At 69.2% G+C, this 17,771-nt stretch carries 15 protein-coding genes; 2 read left to right on the top strand and 13 right to left on the bottom strand.

Annotation, left to right across the window (positions count from 1 at the left end):
* Nucleotides 1-468 precede the first annotated feature (468 nt).
* Nucleotides 469-2,451, top strand: coding sequence for an OmpA family protein (locus ACN28I_RS00910; RefSeq protein WP_420940298.1), 1,983 nt, complete (start codon nt 469-471; stop codon nt 2,449-2,451).
* Between the two features lie 39 nt (nt 2,452-2,490).
* Nucleotides 2,491-4,044: a hypothetical protein gene (locus ACN28I_RS00905; RefSeq protein ID WP_420940297.1), complete on the top strand. Its 1,554-nt coding sequence runs from the start codon at nt 2,491-2,493 to the stop codon at nt 4,042-4,044.
* A 35-nt stretch (nt 4,045-4,079) separates the two neighbouring features.
* On the opposite strand, the gene ACN28I_RS00900 is transcribed toward ACN28I_RS00905, so the two are convergent.
* The 13 genes from ACN28I_RS00900 to cpaB form a co-directional block, all read right to left on the bottom strand.
* The gene (locus ACN28I_RS00900) at nt 4,080-4,868 is read right to left on the bottom strand and encodes a hypothetical protein (RefSeq protein ID WP_420940296.1); all 789 of its coding nucleotides are present in this window, start codon (nt 4,866-4,868) and stop codon (nt 4,080-4,082) included.
* Nucleotides 4,865-5,389 carry a hypothetical protein gene (locus ACN28I_RS00895; protein ID WP_420940295.1) on the bottom strand — a complete coding sequence of 175 codons (525 nt, stop codon included), beginning with the start codon at nt 5,387-5,389 and terminating at the stop codon, nt 4,865-4,867. The genes ACN28I_RS00900 and ACN28I_RS00895 overlap by 4 nt, the downstream gene beginning before the upstream one ends.
* Before the next feature lie 206 nt (nt 5,390-5,595).
* Nucleotides 5,596-6,336 (bottom strand): TlyA family RNA methyltransferase, encoded by a 741-nt coding sequence (locus ACN28I_RS00890; RefSeq protein WP_420940294.1) that lies wholly within the window; start codon nt 6,334-6,336, stop codon nt 5,596-5,598.
* Nucleotides 6,333-8,087 carry a 1-deoxy-D-xylulose-5-phosphate synthase gene (locus ACN28I_RS00885; RefSeq protein ID WP_420948539.1) on the bottom strand — a complete coding sequence of 585 codons (1,755 nt, stop codon included), beginning with the start codon at nt 8,085-8,087 and terminating at the stop codon, nt 6,333-6,335. Before ACN28I_RS00885 ends, ACN28I_RS00890 begins: the two co-directional genes overlap by 4 nt.
* On the bottom strand, nt 8,087-8,977 hold the full coding sequence (locus tag ACN28I_RS00880; protein WP_420940293.1) for a polyprenyl synthetase family protein: 891 nt from the start codon (nt 8,975-8,977) through the stop codon (nt 8,087-8,089). The genes ACN28I_RS00885 and ACN28I_RS00880 overlap by 1 nt, the downstream gene beginning before the upstream one ends.
* Nucleotides 8,978-9,367 carry a response regulator gene (locus ACN28I_RS00875; RefSeq protein ID WP_375772787.1) on the bottom strand — a complete coding sequence of 130 codons (390 nt, stop codon included), beginning with the start codon at nt 9,365-9,367 and terminating at the stop codon, nt 8,978-8,980. It lies immediately after the preceding gene.
* 29 nt (nt 9,368-9,396) lie between these two features.
* A complete protein-coding gene (xseB, locus tag ACN28I_RS00870; RefSeq protein ID WP_420948538.1) occupies nt 9,397-9,759 on the bottom strand; it encodes an exodeoxyribonuclease VII small subunit in 363 nt (120 codons plus the stop codon).
* A 77-nt stretch (nt 9,760-9,836) separates the two neighbouring features.
* Nucleotides 9,837-11,567 carry an exodeoxyribonuclease VII large subunit gene (xseA, locus tag ACN28I_RS00865; protein ID WP_420940292.1) on the bottom strand — a complete coding sequence of 577 codons (1,731 nt, stop codon included), beginning with the start codon at nt 11,565-11,567 and terminating at the stop codon, nt 9,837-9,839.
* Complete coding sequence (locus ACN28I_RS00860) at nt 11,564-13,387, bottom strand: FHA domain-containing protein (protein WP_420940291.1); 1,824 nt, start codon at nt 13,385-13,387, stop codon at nt 11,564-11,566. Before ACN28I_RS00860 ends, xseA begins: the two co-directional genes overlap by 4 nt.
* A 38-nt stretch (nt 13,388-13,425) precedes the next feature.
* A complete protein-coding gene (locus ACN28I_RS00855; RefSeq protein ID WP_420948537.1) occupies nt 13,426-15,033 on the bottom strand; it encodes an FHA domain-containing protein in 1,608 nt (535 codons plus the stop codon).
* A gap of 34 nt (nt 15,034-15,067) precedes the next feature.
* Nucleotides 15,068-15,955 (bottom strand): type II secretion system F family protein, encoded by an 888-nt coding sequence (locus ACN28I_RS00850; RefSeq protein WP_420940290.1) that lies wholly within the window; start codon nt 15,953-15,955, stop codon nt 15,068-15,070.
* Nucleotides 15,956-15,964: 9 nt separating this feature from the next.
* Nucleotides 15,965-16,810, bottom strand: coding sequence for a type II secretion system F family protein (locus ACN28I_RS00845; protein WP_420940289.1), 846 nt, complete (start codon nt 16,808-16,810; stop codon nt 15,965-15,967).
* A gap of 57 nt (nt 16,811-16,867) precedes the next feature.
* Nucleotides 16,868-17,692, bottom strand: a complete 825-nt coding sequence (gene cpaB / locus ACN28I_RS00840; protein WP_420940288.1) for a Flp pilus assembly protein CpaB — start codon at nt 17,690-17,692, stop codon at nt 16,868-16,870.
* Nucleotides 17,693-17,771 lie beyond the last annotated feature (79 nt).

Here is a 17,771-nt window from a genome sequence, read left to right as displayed (position 1 = left end):
CACTGTCGGTGAGGTGCGCGAGCAACGCCTCGCTGCCCGCCTTCGCGCCGATCACCAGGACGCGGCCACGTGACCCCACGAGTTCAGCCCTCACGAGCGCCCTCGGCGTGCCTGATCCTGCGTGGCTGTGTGGAAAGACCGGAAAAATTTCAAGAAAGCGTCAACCTTCATGCGCGGGTCCGAATCATGCCGCTGAAGCTGCCCGGGGGCCAGCGTGTCGGACTCAGGGGCTCCCAGCAAGAATTGTGAGACGGGTACCCCCGCGTATACTCGGCCGCCGTGCGACTTCCGCGACTCCCGCTGTCCCCTTCCCCTCTGCGCTCCCTCCTGCTGACGGCCCTCCTCGGGGCTGGCGCGGCGCGCGCCCAGGGGTCCTCCGCGCCCACTCCACCCCCCTCCCAGCCCCCGGCCACCCCTCCAGCCGGCACACAAGCCCCCGCTCCCTCGGCAGCCCGGGATGCGACCCAGATGGTTGGGTTCTCAACACAGCCGGGGCCCACCGCCCCCTCCCCGGGGTTGGATCAGACGTACGAGGCGCACAGCCCCTCCACGCTCGGCAACTCGTGGATGGATGCGCGCAACCTGCGCCATGCCTCCACCTCCACGGGCGGCGTGGGCCTGCTGCGCCTGGGCGGCGCGGACCTCGGACGCAAGGGCGTGCTGCGCTTCTCGGCCACCGGCGAGTTCTTCTCCACCCCGGACTTCCCCGTGCGCGGCGCGGACAACACGCGAACCGGCGGCACCTTCGCCGTCGGGTACGTGCCGCTCGACTTCCTCGACGTGTCGCTGTCCTACACGGCCTCGACCAACACCAACACGCGCTCCTCGCCCTCCCTCATCCAGGCGCTCGGAGACGTGACGCTGGGGGCGCGCGCCACGAAGCAGTGGCTGCCGGGATTCTGGGCGGGCGCGGACGTGCGCGTGATGACCTTCTCCGGCGTGGGCAGCAACCAGATCGCCTTCGGCTTCTCGCCCCGCGCGGTGGCCACCTATGACGCGCGCGCGCTGAACCCGAAGCTGCCGCTGCGCGTCCACGCCAACCTGGGCCTCCTCATGGACGGCACGGGCTCGCTGGTGGACGCCGGACGGCTCAACGCCGCCGAGGAGTACGCGCTGGGCATCAACCGCTACTCCCGCCTCGGCGTGGGGCTCGGGCTGGAGGCGCCGCTGCCTGTCGTCACGCCCTTCCTCGAGTACGGGCTGAGCTCCCCGCTCGGCGTGCCGGACGGACAGCTCGTCGCGCCGGATGGGAGCCTCGTGCCGGTGGGCAGCGTGGCGCCGCAGACGCTCGGGCTGGGCCTGAAGCTGACGGCGGTGCAGAACCTCACCTTCACCGCCGCGGCCGAGCTCGGCCTCACGCGCCAGGTGGGCCGCGGGGTGCAGCCCGTGCCGCCCTTCAACCTGGTGCTCGGCGCCTCCTTCAACGTGGACCCCGCGCTGCAGGCCGGTGGGACGCGCGTGGTGGAGCGGGTGGTGGTGCGCGAGCCGGTGCCCGTGCAGCAGACCCCCGCCTCCGCCCAGACGCAGGTGGCCCAGAGCCAGGTGACCTCGACGCAGGTGGCGCAGGCGGCCACGGCCCAGGTGTCCGGCGTGGTGCTGGACGCGAAGACGCGCCAGCCGCTGCCCGGTGTCCTCGTGGCCATGGTGGACTCGACGCTGCCGCCGGTGGCCTTGGCTCCGGGCGATGGCCGCTTCCTCACCTACGCGCTGCCGAGCGGCCCGGTGAAGCTCTCCGTCCGCAAGGACGGCTACCTCCCGCTGGAGAAGGAGCTGATGCTCGAGGCGGGCAGGACCGTCAGCGTGGAGCTGGAGCTCGTGGCGGAGGTGAAGCCGGCGACGCTGGCCCTGGCCGTCACCTCCAAGCGCAAGCCCGTGGCGGCCACGCTGGCGTTCTTCGGCGGCCCCACGCCGCGGCAGGTGAAGTACTCCCAGGCCGACGCGGCGTCCCGCCAGCTCCAGCTGCCGGCCGGCCGCTACGTGGTGGAGATCACCGCCCCCGGCTTCCTGGCCCAGACGCGCGCCGTGCAGGTCGCCGATGGCGCCGCGATGGATCTGGCGTTCGACCTCGAGCCCGAGCCGAAGCAGTGGCAGGTGAAGCGGGAGAACGACAAGCTGGAGCTGCTCCAGCAGGTGCGCTTCGCGGATGGCAAGGCCGTGCTGCTCCCGGAGAGCTACCCGCTGCTCGCGCAGGTGGTGGACCTGCTGGTGCGCACCGGCATCCAGCGCATCCGCATCGAGGGCCACACCGACAACCAGGGGGACAAGACGGCCAACCTGAACCTGTCCAAGGAGCGGGCGCGCGCGGTGGCGGACTACCTCATCAAGGCGGGGTTGGATCCGGCCCGCCTCGAGTCCGAGGGCTTCGGCGACAGCCGCCCCGTGGCGCCCAACATGACGCCCAGGGGCCGCGAGCTGAACCGGCGCGTGGACTTCGTCATCCTGGACCGCTGATGTCCGGAGGGGGGTGCCCGGGCTAGAATCGGCGCCACCATGCCTACCCCCCCCTTCCGCCGGGCCTTCGTGCGCCCGGCGTTGCTGCTGCCGTTCCTCGCCCTCGCCTGCAATCAGCCCCCGCCGCCCACCACGCCGGACCTCCCCCAGGTCAGCATCATCGTGGACGAGCCGACCTCCGTGGGAAAGAGCGTCAAGCTCTTCATCACCACGTCCGGCTGTGACCAGGTGCAACGCCTGGAGCTGCTCGACAACAACGAGCTGCTCAAGCAGGTGACGTACGGGGCCTCCCCCACCCAGGTGGAGCTGGCGACGAGTGACCTGCGCTTCGCGCGGGGTATCTCCGCGAACCTGTCCCTCACCGCGCGCGTCACCTGCGCCGATGGACGCACCAACGTCTCGCAGGCACAGCCGGCCACGTTCTTCCCGGTGGACGAGGTGGTGGAGCCGATCAACTCCACCACGCCCGTGGTGCCGGACTACTTCGTGGTCGATGGCAGCGGCGCCACCGCGAGCTTCATCGGCTGCACGAAGGAGGGCTCGCGCTCGTTCCTCTACAAGGTGACGAAGAGCAACCCGGCGAACCGGCAGCGCGTGGAGATGGACTTCCCCTGCGACGCGACCACGATCATCACCGACCGCAAGCCCGCGGGCACCGGCCACCGCTGGGTGTGGACGAAGGACCAGGGCGCCTTCGCCATCGACGCGGGATTCAACATCGTCACCATCCCGGCGCTCCCGGCGGTGAAGAACCTCGCCGTGGCCCCCAACGGTGACGCCTTCGTCTACAACGTCGCGCGCCTCGAGCGTTTCTCCCCCACGGGAACGAGCAAATGGAACCTGGAGATAGCGGATCCCGAGACCAACACGATCAGCCTGATCCTCGCCGATCCCTTTGTACGGCCCGACGGAAAGGTCGTGATTCCGCTCTACGATGACAGGCTCGAGACCCACCTCTATGTGGGAATCGTGAACGCCAACGGAACAGGGTTCGTGAGGTACGAGATCGACAGGTTCCCCCTCGAGCAGTATCCGCCGGTGGCGTTCGACCCCACCGGGACAGTGGTGTACGTGGCCACCCAGGGACCGACCTCGGCGAACGTCCGGGCCTGCGCCATTGGCTCGACGAAACTGTGCGTGGCCTCGGGCAGCCGGCTGTGGATCAGCGAGCCGCTGCCGGGGTACATGGCCGCGCTGGTGCCGTACAACAACGGCACGCGCCTGGCGGCCATCGGCTCGAACCGCTTCTGGTTCCTGGAGGCCCGGGACGGCCAGAGCAACGAGGGGCAGGCCGTGAACAAGGATCAACTGCCGCTCACGCCGAACGGGGCGCTGGTGGCGCGCTTCGCGCAGCAGGGCCCGGGCAGCGCCTTCTACATGTTCACCAGTGCGGTCGGGACGACCGAGAAGCCCTATCCCTACCCGGTGGAGATCGTCGCCACGGACGCGGCCGAGAAGGGCGAGCTGTTCCGCTACCAGGTGCCGGGCGGCAGCCTCTACGGAGCGCTGGATGACTCGGAGGCGCTCTGGCTGCGCGTGGGCCCCAAGCTGGTGAAGCCGTTCGCGCCCGAGCAGTACCGCGCGATGCGCTGAGCGGGAAGAGGCGTTCGAACGAACGCCTCACCCTGCTATGGGCCCTCGGTCTCTTCCTCGTCACTCCCGGCCATGGAGAGAGGATAGAGGGCCTGGTGATTGATATTCGGATAGTACGCCGCGAGGTAGAACTCACCCGCGATCATCACCCAGGTGCGCCTGGCTGGGTTGGGCTGGTTGCTCAGCCAGGCTTCCGCTTCCTCACGAGTGGCGAATGAGGCGGCGGCAACGGGCGGCTCATCCCGCTTGAGCCATGCGAGATAGCGCTCGAAGTGGCGATTCCACGGCAGACGGCGAAAATCCGTTTCGCGATCATAAACCACATCGTGGTACCGGCCGCCGATCAGGATGTCGGCGAAAAGGGGTGGAGCGGGATGGTTCTTGAGCCAGGCATCCGCGTCGTGCTCCGTTTCGAATGAGGCCACTACAAATGGGGGCGCATGGGCTTCGACATGCTCGACGAAATCACCGAAGGCCTCGTGCTGTCTGGTTGAAGAGATGAAACGAAGCACGTCGAGGATGAGCTGGATTGGCACCTGTTCTCCAGCGGCCTCGGGGTCATCGAGCTGCGTCCCGAAAAAGCTCGCTGTCTTGCTCAAGAGGACTCGCAACTCCGTGGAGCCATCCTCGCCGATAACCTGGGCTTCGCGCGGCCCACCGCTCCCTCGAAAGTCCACGAAGGGGTACCATTGGCCAGAGGCTGAGATGAAGTCCAAAGCGTCCCGTGCGAGGCTGAGAATTCGCGCCTGCTCTGGAGACTGATCCTCGCTCCAACGCCGCCCAATCACCTGCTGTGCATCCGAAAGGATGAGGGGATTCGTCACGGCTTCACCGCCAGGGCTCGGGAACTGGAAGCAACGTCGGACGATGTGAAGGCGATGACAGGCGCAAGCAACAGGAATCCGCCCCCGCCGACAGTGACGACAAAGGCCACGCCCGCGATGACAACGACGGCCCCCACCAGAAGCCTGTCACTGTTCTGCTTCAGCCACTCGACGGCCTCATCCATGGCATGGAACTCCACGGCTTTGCCCTCGGCCAATTCCCTGAGCGTGCAACAGTCAAGGTAGGGCTGCATGCACGCGCGGACACAATGCTCCTTCTTCGAGCCCGCGCTCATGTGGCTCCAATCGCGGCCCTTCAAGCCAGCCACGCACATGCTCTCACACGCATCACGCTCCTCCTCGCAGTTGCGGTTGAAGGCCGCCTGGACAATGCGCCCTTGAACGCTGCGCGGAGCCACCGCATGTGAGTTCGCCATCAGGTTGAAGTCCTCGACGGGCTTCCACGAATGGACCGCCTGCCCATCCGGCGCTCTTTCGATGACGAGTACGTATTTGCCCAACTCGTGCGCGCCGGTAGGACCTGGGACCGAGTGACGAGTCCCGCTACAGGAAAGAAGCAGCAAGCTGAGGCTTGAAGCCATGAGCCGGCCAGAGGTTGATGCCATCACCATATAGGTAGCGCCTCTAGCAGGCTCCCGCCGCTCGCTGGCAACGAATATCGGCGCTTCATCATGAGGGCGGAGCGCAGCTTCACGCCCTCACCGCGTCACGGTTTGTCCGCGACGAGCAGCGCCTCGACGTTGCCTGCGGGGCCGGGCACGGTCGAATCCATCACTCCGCGCACCGTCATCCCCTGCTCCCGGACGAAGGCGGACACGGAGTCGATGGCCTCCTGGCGCGCGATGGCGTCCTTCACCACGCCGCCCTTCCCCACCTTGTCCGGCCCCACCTCGAACTGCGGCTTCACCAGCGCCACCAGCAGGCCCTTGGGCTTCAGGAATGGCAGCACCGCCGGCAACACCTGTGTCAGCGAGATGAAGCTCACGTCCATGACCATCACGTCCACGGACTCGGGCAGGTCCTCGGCCGTGAGGTAGCGGGCGTTGACGCGCTCGCGCGAGCGCACGCGCGGATCCGTCCGCAGCTTCTCGTGGAGCTGGCCGTAGCCCACGTCGATGGCGTGCACGTGCGTGACGCCCTCCTGCAGCAGGCAGTCGGTGAAGCCTCCTGTACTGGCGCCAATGTCCGCGGCCACCTTGCCCCGCACGTCCAGGCCGAAGCGTTCCAGCGCGGCCTTCAGCTTCAACCCGCCCCGGGACACGTAGGGCAGCACCTCGCCCTTCAGACGCAGCTCGGCCTCCACGGGCACCAGCGCGCCGGGCTTGTCCACCCGCTGATCCGCCACCACCACCTGGCCGGCGAGGATGAGCGCCTGGGCCTTGGTCCGCGACTCGGCCAGCCCCCGCTCCACCACCAGCACATCCAGGCGTTCCTTGCGCGGCTTCACGGCGCACCTCCCTCGGCGAGCAGGGTCAGGGCAGCGCGCCGCAACCCCGCGGCATCCAGGCCCAGCTCGGCCCGCTGCACACGCGCGTCCCCGTGCGGCACGAAGGTGTCCGGCATTCCCAGCAGCTTCACCCGGGCGCTCACGCCCCTCGCGGCGAGCAGCTCCAGCACCGCGCTCCCCAGTCCTCCGTGCGTCGTCCCCTCCTCCACCACCACCACGCGCCCGCATGCGGCGGCCTCCAGCACCGCCGCCTCATCCAGCGGAGTGACGAAGCGCGCGTCCAACACGCTCCAGTCCGCCTCCGGGGTGGAGGCCTCCAGCGCGGACACGCCCAGCGGCCCGAGCGTGATGAAAGCCACCCGCGCCTGTGCCGCCCGCTTCAACCACCGTGCCCCGCTCACCGGGCCCGTACCCAAGAGCAGCTCCGGAGGCAGCACCGGCAAGGTGCCTCTCGGGAAGCGCAGGAGCGAGGGCCCGGGCAGCGCGAGCGCGGTGGCGAGCATCGCCGTCACGTCCTCGCCCGTCACCGGGGCCATCAGCGTGAGGCCGGGAATGGGCCGCAGCGAGGCCACGTCATAGGTGCCCTGGTGCGTGGCGCCATCCGCGCCCACCAGTCCGGCCCGGTCCACGGCGAACACCACGGGCAGGCCCGGCAGGCACACGTCGTGGATGATCTGATCGTACGCGCGCTGCAGGAAGGTCGAGTAGATGGCGCACACCGGCCGCAGCCCCGTGACGGCGAGCCCCGCGCAGAAGGTGACGGCGTGCTGCTCGGCGATGCCCACGTCGAAGACGCGCTCGGGGTAGCGCTGCTTGAGGCCCACCAGCGCCGAGCCCTCCAGCATGGCCGGCGTCACCGCCACCACGCGCGAGTCCCGGGCCATCAACTCCTCCAGCGCGAAGGCGAAGGCCTCGCTGAAGGTACGCTGGCCGCCGCGCGAGCGCACCAGCTTCCCATCCCGCCACTCGTAGGGCCCCATGGCGTGGCCGCGCGTCTGCGTGTCCGCCTCGGCCGGGGGAAAGCCCCTGCCCTTCTGCGTCATCGCGTGCACCACCACCGGGCGCGTGGAGGCACGGGCCTCGCGCAGCGCCCGCGTGAGTGCCCCGAGGTCATGCCCGTCCACCGGGCCCAGGTAGGTGAAACCCAGCCCCTCGAAGAAGCCGCGGGCCTCGTGCGTGCGCAGCAACGCGGGAATGGCGCCCACGTTGGCGGAAATGGACATCTGGTTGTCGTTGAGCACCACCACCAGCGGCAGGTGCGTGCCCCCGGTGTTGTTGAGGCCCTCGAACGTCAGCCCGCCGGTGAGCGCCCCGTCCCCCACCACCGCCACCACGTGCCCGGGCTGTCCCCGCAGCTTCTTGCCCTCGAGCATTCCCAGCGCCGCGGACACGGCGGTGCTCGCATGGCCCGCGGCCAGCGCGTCGTGGTGGCTCTCGCGAGGGTCCAGGAAGGGAGCAATCCCACCGGCCTGGCGCAGGGTGCCCATGCGCTCACGGCGGCCCGTCAGCAGCTTGTGCGCGTAGGCCTGGTGGCCCACGTCGAAGACGAGCGCGTCCTGGGGCGAGTGGAAGACCCGGTGCAGGGAGACAATCAGCTCCACCGCACCGAGCGAGGCGCCCAGGTGGCCTCCCACGCGGCCACACAGGGAGATGATGTCCTCGCGCAGCTCCTCGCACAGGCGAGACAACTCGGACTCGGGGAGCGCGCGGACGTCCCCGGGAGATTGGATTCGCGGCAGGAGCCGCTCCATCACGAGCGGCGCTCCACCGAGTAGCGCGCGAGCGCCGCCAGCGGGCCATCGTGCGGCTCCAGCGTCTTCACGGCCTCGATGGCCTCGGCCACCTTGCGCGCCGCGAGCTGCTTGGACTCCTCCAGCCCCAGCACCGCCGGGAAGGTGAAGCGTCCGGCGGCGGCGTCCGCGCCCACCGGCTTGCCCATGGAGGACGCATCCCCCGTGACGTCCAGCACGTCGTCGGCGATCTGGAAGGCCAGTCCCACCGAGTCCCCGTAGATGTCCGCGCGGGCCAGCGCGTCCGCGTCCCCGCCGGCGGAGAGCACGCCCATGCGGCACGCGGCGCGGATGAGGGCGCCCGTCTTCAGGCGGTGCATCCGCGTGAGGTAGTCGATGTGGGCCGGACGGTCCTCGGCGATGTCCAGCACCTGGCCGCCCACCATGCCCGCCGAGCCCGAGCCCCTGGCCAGCTCCCGGCACAGCACGCCGCGCACCGGCTCGGGGCCGCCCGCCACCAGCGCGAAGGCGTCCGTGAGCAGCGAGTCACCGGCCAGGATGGCCATGGCCTCGCCGTACACCTTGTGGTTGGTGGGCCGCCCACGCCGCATGTCGTCGTTGTCCATGGACGGCAGGTCGTCGTGCACCAGCGAGTAGGTGTGGATGTACTCGAGCGCGCACGCGCAGTCCTCCACCATGCGCGGCACGCTGCTCTGCTTCAGCACCGCCTCCGCGAAGGCCAGGCACAGCACCGGCCGCAGCCGCTTGCCTCCGGCCAGCAGCGAGTAGCGCATGGACTCCAGCAGCCGCGGCGGCACGTTCACGCCCAGCTCGTCCGAGCGCGAGCGCAGCAGGTTCTCCACCCGCTCCACCTGGGTCTGCAGGTACGAATCCAGATCGAAAGACGGCATTCAGGGCACCTCGGAAGCGGGCGGAGGGATGAGCTCACGCAACCGCTGGATGAGCGCGTTGAGATCCAGGGGCTTCACGAAATAGTCCGCGGCGCCGGCCTCCCGCCCGCGCCGCCGGTCCTCCGGCTCCCCGCGCCCGCTGATGAAGATGACGGGGATGTCCCGGAACTGCTCGTTCTTCTTCACCGCCTTGCACAGCTCGAATCCGTCGATCCAGGACATGTTCACGTCCATGAGGATGATGTCCGGCCGCTTGAGCTGCAGGGAGGAGATCAACCGCAGCCCATTGGCCGCCGCGTTGACCTCGAAACCCTCCGACTCCAGGGCGAACGAGAGCAACTCCCGCGTATCGCGGTCGTCGTCGACAATGGTGACCTTGGGCTTGGGCATGGATACGGATAGCTTCTACAGCCGGGAGCCTAGAACGGCACGTCATCCTCGGGGGGTGGCGCCGACCTGGCTGCCCCCGAGCTGCCCCGGGACGGGGCCGGAGCGGGCGTGGAGGGCAGCGCCGGGGGCTTCACGCCCGCCTGCAGGGGGACCACCGCGTCCCGGCCGTCCTCGTTCAACAGCTCTTCGATCCGCTTCTCCGCCGCGTTGAGCAACTGCTCGCCCCGGCGCACCAGCTTGATGCCGTCCTCGAAGGACTTGAGCGACTCCTCGAGCGTCAGGGTGCCGCCCTCCAGGCGCGCCACCACGTCCTCGAGCCGCTGCACCACGTCCCCGTACTGCTCGGGGACCTCCTCCACCGCCTTGCCCTTGCTGTCCTTCGCCACTTCCAGTCCACCTCGACGAGAAAAGAGCCGCGGACTCTAGAGGAGGCGCCCGCCCGGGTGCCAGGGGGACCTTTACCCGGACGTCAGCAATCCACCGGACCCTTCACCGCGGTGACGGTGGCTTCAATCTCCTCGCACCCCTGGAGTGTCTTCGCCGCGTTGTTGGCGAACTTGATGCCCAGCACCTCGCCGGGCTGAACGTCCGAGATGGAACGCACCACGCCCCCGTCCCGCTTGCGAAAGGCCACCGCGTAGCCTCGGGACATGACCTTCAGGGGGCTCATGGCATCCAGCCGTCCTTCTAGCCCCTGGAAGTGCCGCTGTGCCGACGCCAGGGTGTCCTTCTCCAGGGCGACCATCCGGGCCTTCCGGTCGGCCAGCCGGGCGCGCAACTCCGCCACCCGGGCCAGGGGCGAGCTGCGCTCCAGCTCCAACCGGGCCTGGGCCGCGCTCGCCCGCCGTGCCGCCACGTCCGCCCGCACCGCGTCCTTCAACCGCGCGGAGAGCTGCACCAGCCGCGCCCGCTGCTCGGCGAGCCGGGCCTGGGGACGCTGGCGCTGCAGGTGCTCGCCATGGGCCTTGAGCTCCTCGCGCCGCTCGCGCAGCACCTGGCGCAGCACCCGCGTCATCGCGTCCTCGGCGTCCGACAGCCTCAGCCGCTCCGTGGACAGCCGCCGCCGCGGATCCACCACCCGCCCGCGCAGGGTGCCCATCCGCTCGCGCAGCTCCAGCACCCGGCGCTCGGCCGCCTTGCGCAGCCGCAACGACTGCGTGGCCAGCGAGTACTCCAGGTCCTGCAGCACCGGGGCGAGCCGCTCCGCCGCCGCGCTGGGCGTGGGGGCGCGCCAGTCCGCCACGAAGTCGGAGATGGAGAAGTCGATCTCATGGCCGATGGCGGACACCACCGGCACCGGCGAGGCGAAGATGGCGCGCGCCACCCGCTCCTCGTTGAACGTCCAGAGATCCTCCTTCGAGCCGCCGCCGCGCGTGACGACGATGACGTCCACGTCCGTGCGGGCCAGGCGCTCGATGCCGCGGGCCACCTCCTCGGCGGAGCCCTCACCCTGCACGCGCGCGTCGCACAGCAGCACGGACAGGCGCGGGTGGCGCGAGTGCAGCACGCGCAGGAAGTCCTGCAGCGCCGCGCCGGTGCGGCTCGTCACCACGCCGATGCGCCGGGGCAGGAAGGGCAGCTCCCGGGGCGGGCGGATGCGGTTGTCGCCGATGAGGCCCTCGGCCGCGAGCCGTGCCTTGAGCTGCTCGAAGGCGAGCGCCAGCGCGCCCTCTCCTTCCGGCTCCAGCTTCTGGGCGATGAGGCTGTAGCGGCCGGCGGGCGCGTAGACGTCCACGCTGCCCTCGGCCACCACGGCCAGCCCGTCGCGCAGGGCGAAGCGCAGCCGCGCCGCCTGCGAGGCCCACATCTTCACCTCGAGCGAGGCCTCGGCGTCCTTGAGCGAGAAGTACAGGTGGCCCCGGGCGTTGGGGCCCCGGAAGCCGGACACCTCGCCGCGCACCAGCACGCGCGGGAAGCGCGATTCGATCGTCGCCTTGAGCTGCTGGGTGAGTTCGCCCACGGTGAGCACCATGCGCGCCGGGGGCGTCCGCGAGGGAGCCCCGGGCAGCGACGGCAGCGCCGCGGACACGTCCCCCAGCTCCGAGGGGAGCGGAGGCGCGGGAGGCGGCTCGGGGGGCGGCTTCGGGGCCGCCGCCACCGGGCGCTTGGGGGGCGCACCGAACGAGCCACCGAAGAGATCCCTCTGCCCGTCGGTGGCCTCCGGCGGGGTCTCTCCGGTGCCTCGCCGTTTCTTGTTCACTTGAGCTTCTCGACCCAGGACCTGGCCTTCTGGTGGTGCTCGTCTTCCGAGGGAGTCATGGCGATGACCTCGCGGAACTTGGACACGGCCTCCTCGGTATTGCTGTCCTTGAGGGAGTAGGCGAACAGGTAGAGCTCCTTCGCCTTCTGGCGCATCTCGTCGACGATGTTCCTGGCGCCGGTATGGCCGGGGTCGGCCTGGAGGGCGCGCTGGGCATTTTCCATGGCGCGGCCGTACTGGCCGGACGCCTTCGCGGCCGAGGCGGTCTTGAAAAAGATGTTGGCCGCGCGCGTGCCCGCGTTGCGCGACAGCTTGCTGCCCTGGCCCCGGGTGATCTTCTTGTCCAGGTCCAGCAGACGCGCCAGGCCCCTGGCGTCCAGGTCCTCCAGCTTCTTGTGGAGGTTGCCGAAGTCCGTCAACTGCTTCATGAGCACCTTGCACTGCGAGTGCTTGCCGGCGCAGGCATTGGCCATGGCCATCGCGCCATTGAGGTCTCCGTCGCGGAAGCGATCCACGGCCTGGTCCCAGGGCTTGGGCACCGCCTTGGGCGTGGGGGGCGGAGGCGGCCTGTCACGGATCTCGATGGCGCGCACCGCCTGCTCGTTGACCACCTTGGCGTCGCGGTGCTCCGGATCGGCCGCGAGCACGTCGTCGGTGATGGCCTTGGCCTCGTCGAGCTGCTTCTGATCCAGCAGCGCCAGCGCATCGCGCACGCGCTTGTCGGCCTTGTCCTTCAGGCTCGTGCGAAGCTGGCGCACCGTATCGAAGAGCTGGGTGTCCTTGCCCACCTTGGCCAGCGAGGCCGCCGCGGGGCCGAGCTGATTCTTGTCCAGCGCCGCCTTGGCCGCGTCGAGCGCCTGCTGGTTGGGGATCTCCTTCTCCACGCGCGCCAGGTAGTCCGGAAGCTGCACGTACTCGGGCTCCACCTCCTGGAGCTCGAGCAGCTTCGCCTTGGCATCCGCCCACTTGCCGTCGCGGATGAGGTTCTTGGCATCCTGGAAGAGCGCGTCGATCTCCGCGCGCCGCTGCTGGGCGAGCGCTGCCTTCCGGGCCTCGACCTCGGCGTTGCGCTGCTGCTGGACCTTCATGATGGCCAGCACGCCCACCAGCATCACGAAGACGGCCGCGGTGAGGATGAGCAGGCGCTTCTTGCGCTGCTGCGCCGCCGGATCCGCGGGCGTCACCGCCGCGCGGCCACGGGTGCTGCGCACGCGGGCGTCGGGCCGGGGCGGCGGGCGGCGCGGAGCCAGGGCTCCACCCTCCTCTCCCGCATCGGCGGCGGGAGCGGCGGCCGGAGCGGAGGACCGGGTGCTGCTACGGCCCGGCCGCGGCGGGGGCGCCGACGGCATGGGCATCATCATCGTGGCGTTGGAGTTGTCGTTGAACGTCAGCTCCGTGTCGCCCAGGGTGAGGGTGTCGCTGTGAGCCAGCGGCATCTCGGTGGTGAGGGGCTCCCCGTTGAGGAGCGTGCCGTTGCCGGAGCCCAGGTCGCTCACCTCCCAGCCGCCGCCCACACGGCGGATGAGCACGTGCTTGCGGGACACCGAGGTGTCCGGGATGCAGATGGGATTGTCGTTGGCGCGGCCGATGACGTACTCACCATCCTCCAGCGCGAACTCGTTACCCGCGGCCGGGCCCGCCGAGCACACCAGCTTCGTGCCCGTCACCGGCAGCGGGGGCTCGGCGCGCACGGCGGGCGCCGCGCCGGTGGCAGTCCTGCGCACCGCGGGGCGTTGACCGGTGGCGCCTCCCGAGGGAGTGCCACCCGAGGGGGAGCCCGTCGTCGGACGACGGCGTGCGGGAGGGGAACCGTTCGACATGGGAAGTCACCACTTCGTTGGGTGCACGGTCATGGGCCTCACAGCCCATGCTCGTTGGCTTTTTCGAGCGCCAGATTGTGGCAGCGATGCGCCGGTGTAGGGAAGCGCCGGGTGATCTCATCGACCATCCGCCTGGCCCGCTTCTTGTCCTTGAACTGGAGGTGGCGCTGGAATTCCAGCATGAGCTGGCCGCACTTGTGGTCCAGCTCCACCGCCACCTGCTCCATCATGTGACGGACGTCCTGGTACAGCTCGGGCTTCTCGTCCAGGGCCTCCAGGGTGATCCACGCCGAGCGGTAGTTCTCCCAGGCCAGCGAGAGGTTCTCCGCGCCGACGTCCTTGCGCTCGTAGAAGTTGCGCCCCCGGGCCACGTAGTTGCGCGCGGCCTCCAGCAGCTCCTCCGGGCGCAGGTCCGGCACGGGGATGACCTCCAGCCGCAGGTTCCACACCCGCCAGGTGTCCCGGCCCGGGGGATTGCGGACGTTGTCGAAGACGAACTGGTTGCGCTCGTTCCGCTTGAGCGCGGAAGGCGGGATGATCTTCTGGATCTCCCGCTCGGAGGAGGTGGCCGTGTCCGGAGGCACCGAGCCCAGGCTCATCGCGTTGACGGTGAGGGAGACCTCGTCCTTGGAGATACCGCTGGCCTGGTAGCGCAGGACGGCGACGGCGCGCGTGGGCGAGACGAACTCGAAGTCGAAGAGCTTCTGGTCCGGCTGCTCCCACGTCACGCCCTCGCCCAGGCCGAACGAGTCCGGCACCACCTGGAGGCCGAGCGACGTGGGCTCCGGGCCCCGGACCACGCCCTCCAGCGCGGGCCGGAAGACGACGGCGAGCCCGCCCACCGCCCCCGCCAGTAACAGGAGCGCCACGGTGGCCAGGGCGATCTTCCCGCCGCGGGACAACTCGAGCCACCACAGGACGAGCTGGCCGCCCAGGGTCTCGCTCAGCTCGCGGCGGCGCCGGGCCTTGTCGACGGCGGAAGGGCCCGTGGCGCCGGACGAGGCCCGCGCGGTGGAGGCGGGAGCGGCGGCAGCCCGGACGGGAGCCGCCCGGGGCTCCTGCCGGGACAGCGGGGCCGTGGTGGGAGGCTCCACGGCCACCATCTCCGCCCGCGTCTCCGAGCGGTCCAGCCCCGGGCGGGCCGAAGAGGCCGGCACGGGACGCAACACGGGCGGCGCCGAGGCTCCCGGCTCGTGGCGCGGAGTGGGACGGAAGGGAGCCGGCTCGGGGACGACGGGAGACAGCCCCGACAGGGGGGCCAGCATGTCCTGGTCCACGACGGTGGAAGGCTCGGCGGGCAGCGTGAGGGAGCGGCGGATGAGCCGGGTGGACTCGTCCTCCTCCTCCACCGGCATGAAGGGCCGGGTGGCGTCGTCCTCGTGGACGACCTCCTTGAAGATGAACTCCACCGGCCCCAGGGCGATGCGGTCCCCGTTCCGCAGCTCCCGCTCACCGGAGATGGGCGCGTCGTTGACGAGGGTGCCGTTGGCGCTGCCCAGGTCCTGCACGTAGAAGCGCCCGAGCCGGTCCGAGATGCGCACGTGCTTGCGCGACACACCCGCATCCTGCAGCACCACGTCGTTCTCCGTGGTGCGGCCGATGTGGACCTTGGCCTGCTCGAAGAGGAGTTCCTTCCCCTGTTGCAGGCCCTTGACGATGGTGAGTTGGAAACTCAGGGCCCTACCCCCCGACGTCTCCGAACATGAACTGGAACACGATGGGCCCGAAGAGGACCATGAACACCGTGGGGAAGATGCACGCGATGAGCGGGAAGAGCATCTTCACCGGGGCTTCACCGGCCAGCTTCTCGGCGCGCTGCGTCCGGTCGATTCGGAGCTGGGTGGACTGGATGCGCAGCACCTTGCCGAGGCTGGTGCCCATCTTGTCCGCCTGGATGAGCGCGGTGACGAAGGTGGTGAGCGGCGGCAGGTCCACGCGGAGGATCATCGCCTTGAGGGCCTCCTCGCGCGTCTTGCCCATCTTGAGCTGCTTGAGGACGATCTGCAGCTCCTCGCGCAGCGGGCCCGCCTTGCCCTTCTCCACCACCTTGGCCAGCGCGCCGGTGAAGTCCAGACCCGCCTCCACCGACAGCGTCAGCAGGTCCAGGCTGTAGGGCAGCGCCCGGGAAATCAGCAGGTGGCGCTTCTTCACCTGATCATTCACCCAGATGAGCGGGTAGTACATGCCGAACAGGCCGACGACGAGCGCCCAGGCCAGGTTCTCGTTGACCGCGTTGAACAGCACGAGGCCCGCCAGCAGGCCCACCACGGCGCTGATCTCCTGCAGCGCCATGATGTCCTCGGGCTTGAGGGCACTGGGCTCACCGGCCTTGATGAGCTTCTTGCGCATCTTGGTCTCGTAGCCCGGCCACATCAGCCGCCGGTTGAGCGCGCCGAGCTTGCGGATGGTGACCGCGCCCAGGCCCGACATACCGCCGGCGTCATCCCGCACTTCGTCGACGAATTGCGAGAAGTAGTTCTGGTACACGCCAAAGCCGAGGAAGCCCATCGACGCCGCGAACATCAGCGCAGAGCCCCCCATCAACGTATTGGTGAGGATGTCGCTCACGGCCACTCCTTAGATGTCGATGTTGACGATGCGCCGGATGATGAGCACGCCCAGCACTTCCATGATGGCGATGATCGTCACGAGCACATAACCGAACCAGTGGTCCATCATCGGGTCCATCAGGTCCGGCCGCATGTAGTTGAGCACCATGCCGAGGATGGCCGGCATGGCGGCCACCACCCAGCCCTGCAGCTTGCCCTGGGCGGTGAGGGCGTCGATCTTGCCCTCGAGCCGGAAGCGCTCGCGGATGACGCTCGAGATGGTCTCGAACATCTCCGCCATGTTGCCACCGAGCTGGCGGGCGATGTTGGTGGCCACCACGACGAGCTCCAGGTCGTCACTGCCCACCCGGCGGCCCATGTTGATGAGGGCCTCCTCCAGCGGCACGCCCAGCTTCACTTCCTTCACGAAGAGGCCGAACTCCTGGGCCAGGGGCGGCTGGGCCTCGCGCGCCACGTGCTCGATGGCCTGCGGGAACGTGAGACCGGCCTTGAAGGCGTTGGCCATGGCCTGCAGCGCATCCACGAGCTGCACGTTGAACTTCTTGATGCGCCGCTTGCGGTAGTGCTTCACCAGGATGATCGGCAGGAAGAAGCCGAAGATCGTGGAGATGACGCACAGGATGGGGTTGAAGATGATGTACGACAGGATGCCCAACAAACACATGCTGGCGATGTTGAGCACCAGCAGCTGACGGGCATCGATGAAGAGGAACATGTCGCTCAAGTCGTTCATCGACTTGACGACGTACCGCTCCTGGTACTGCTCGTAGGCCTTCGCCAGGACGGTGAAGATCACCAGGCTGAAGAAGAAGACCGACCCGGTGACGAGGAGTAGGACGATTCCGGCCAGCATGCGCGGGGACTTCCTTCAGCTGCGGGGGGAAGGGAAACGTGCCGGGGGGGAAAAGGACTACGGCGTACCGGAAGAGCCGACCGCGCTCTTCTCGGAGGCGCCGCCCTTGATGATCTGGATGATCTCGCGACGCTTCTGCTCGAGCACGCGGGTGCGCTCGCCGGAGAGCAGCGTGGAGATGGTGGCGCGGCCGCGCTCCTCGATCATGTCCACGTCCTCCTCGTTGCGCAGCGAGAGCGTGAGCTGGCCGAGCTCGCTGGCCAGCGTGAGGATCTCCGCCTCCTCCGGGATGACCATCAGCGTGATGTTGTTGTACTCGCGCTGGTGCTCGGGGATGAGGTTGACGTTGGTGGTGCCGGTGACCTTGCCGGTGGCGAGCACGATGACGTTCTGCAGCAGCGTCACGGCGACGTTCTCGTCCGTCTGGGGGTCGCGGAAGGTGCCAATCACGTCCACGTGATCGTTGGGGCGGATCCACCCGCCCACGGACGTGGTGGGCTTGGCCTCGATGGTGATGGCGCGGACCTTCTTCTGCACCTTGGTGGACAGGCGCTCGGCGGCCTTGGTGGTCTCGAACTGGCTCCACAGGAGCGGGTCACCCTGCTGCAGCGCCACGAGGACCTTCTGGCCCACCACGTAGGTGGCCGAGTCCGGCTTCACCACCGAGGACGTGACGAACTGCTCGGGGACCGAGCGCTGGTTGATCATGTCGAAGGTGATGACGGTGCCCTCGGGGATGTCCGCCGATGCCACGACGACCGGCACCAGGTTCCAACCGCGGCGCACGTCGGATTCCTTCTTCTTGATCGCGGACCACGCGATGATGCCGGCCAGCAGGCCGAGGCCCAGCGCGATAAAGAGCGGTGTCTTACCCTTCAGCATGTCTCGGAGACCTCCAAAGCGGGGAGCGCCCGGGGGGGGCGGAACTCGTAGGTGGCGCGGCTGCTTTGCAAAGCGGGGG

The sequence above is a fragment of the Archangium gephyra genome (assembly GCF_049060025.1).
GTDB classification, from domain to species: Bacteria; Myxococcota; Myxococcia; order Myxococcales; family Myxococcaceae; genus Archangium; species Archangium gephyra_A.
The sequence above is the reverse complement of the archived record's forward strand: the minus strand, read 5'-3'. Positions and strand labels throughout refer to the sequence as shown.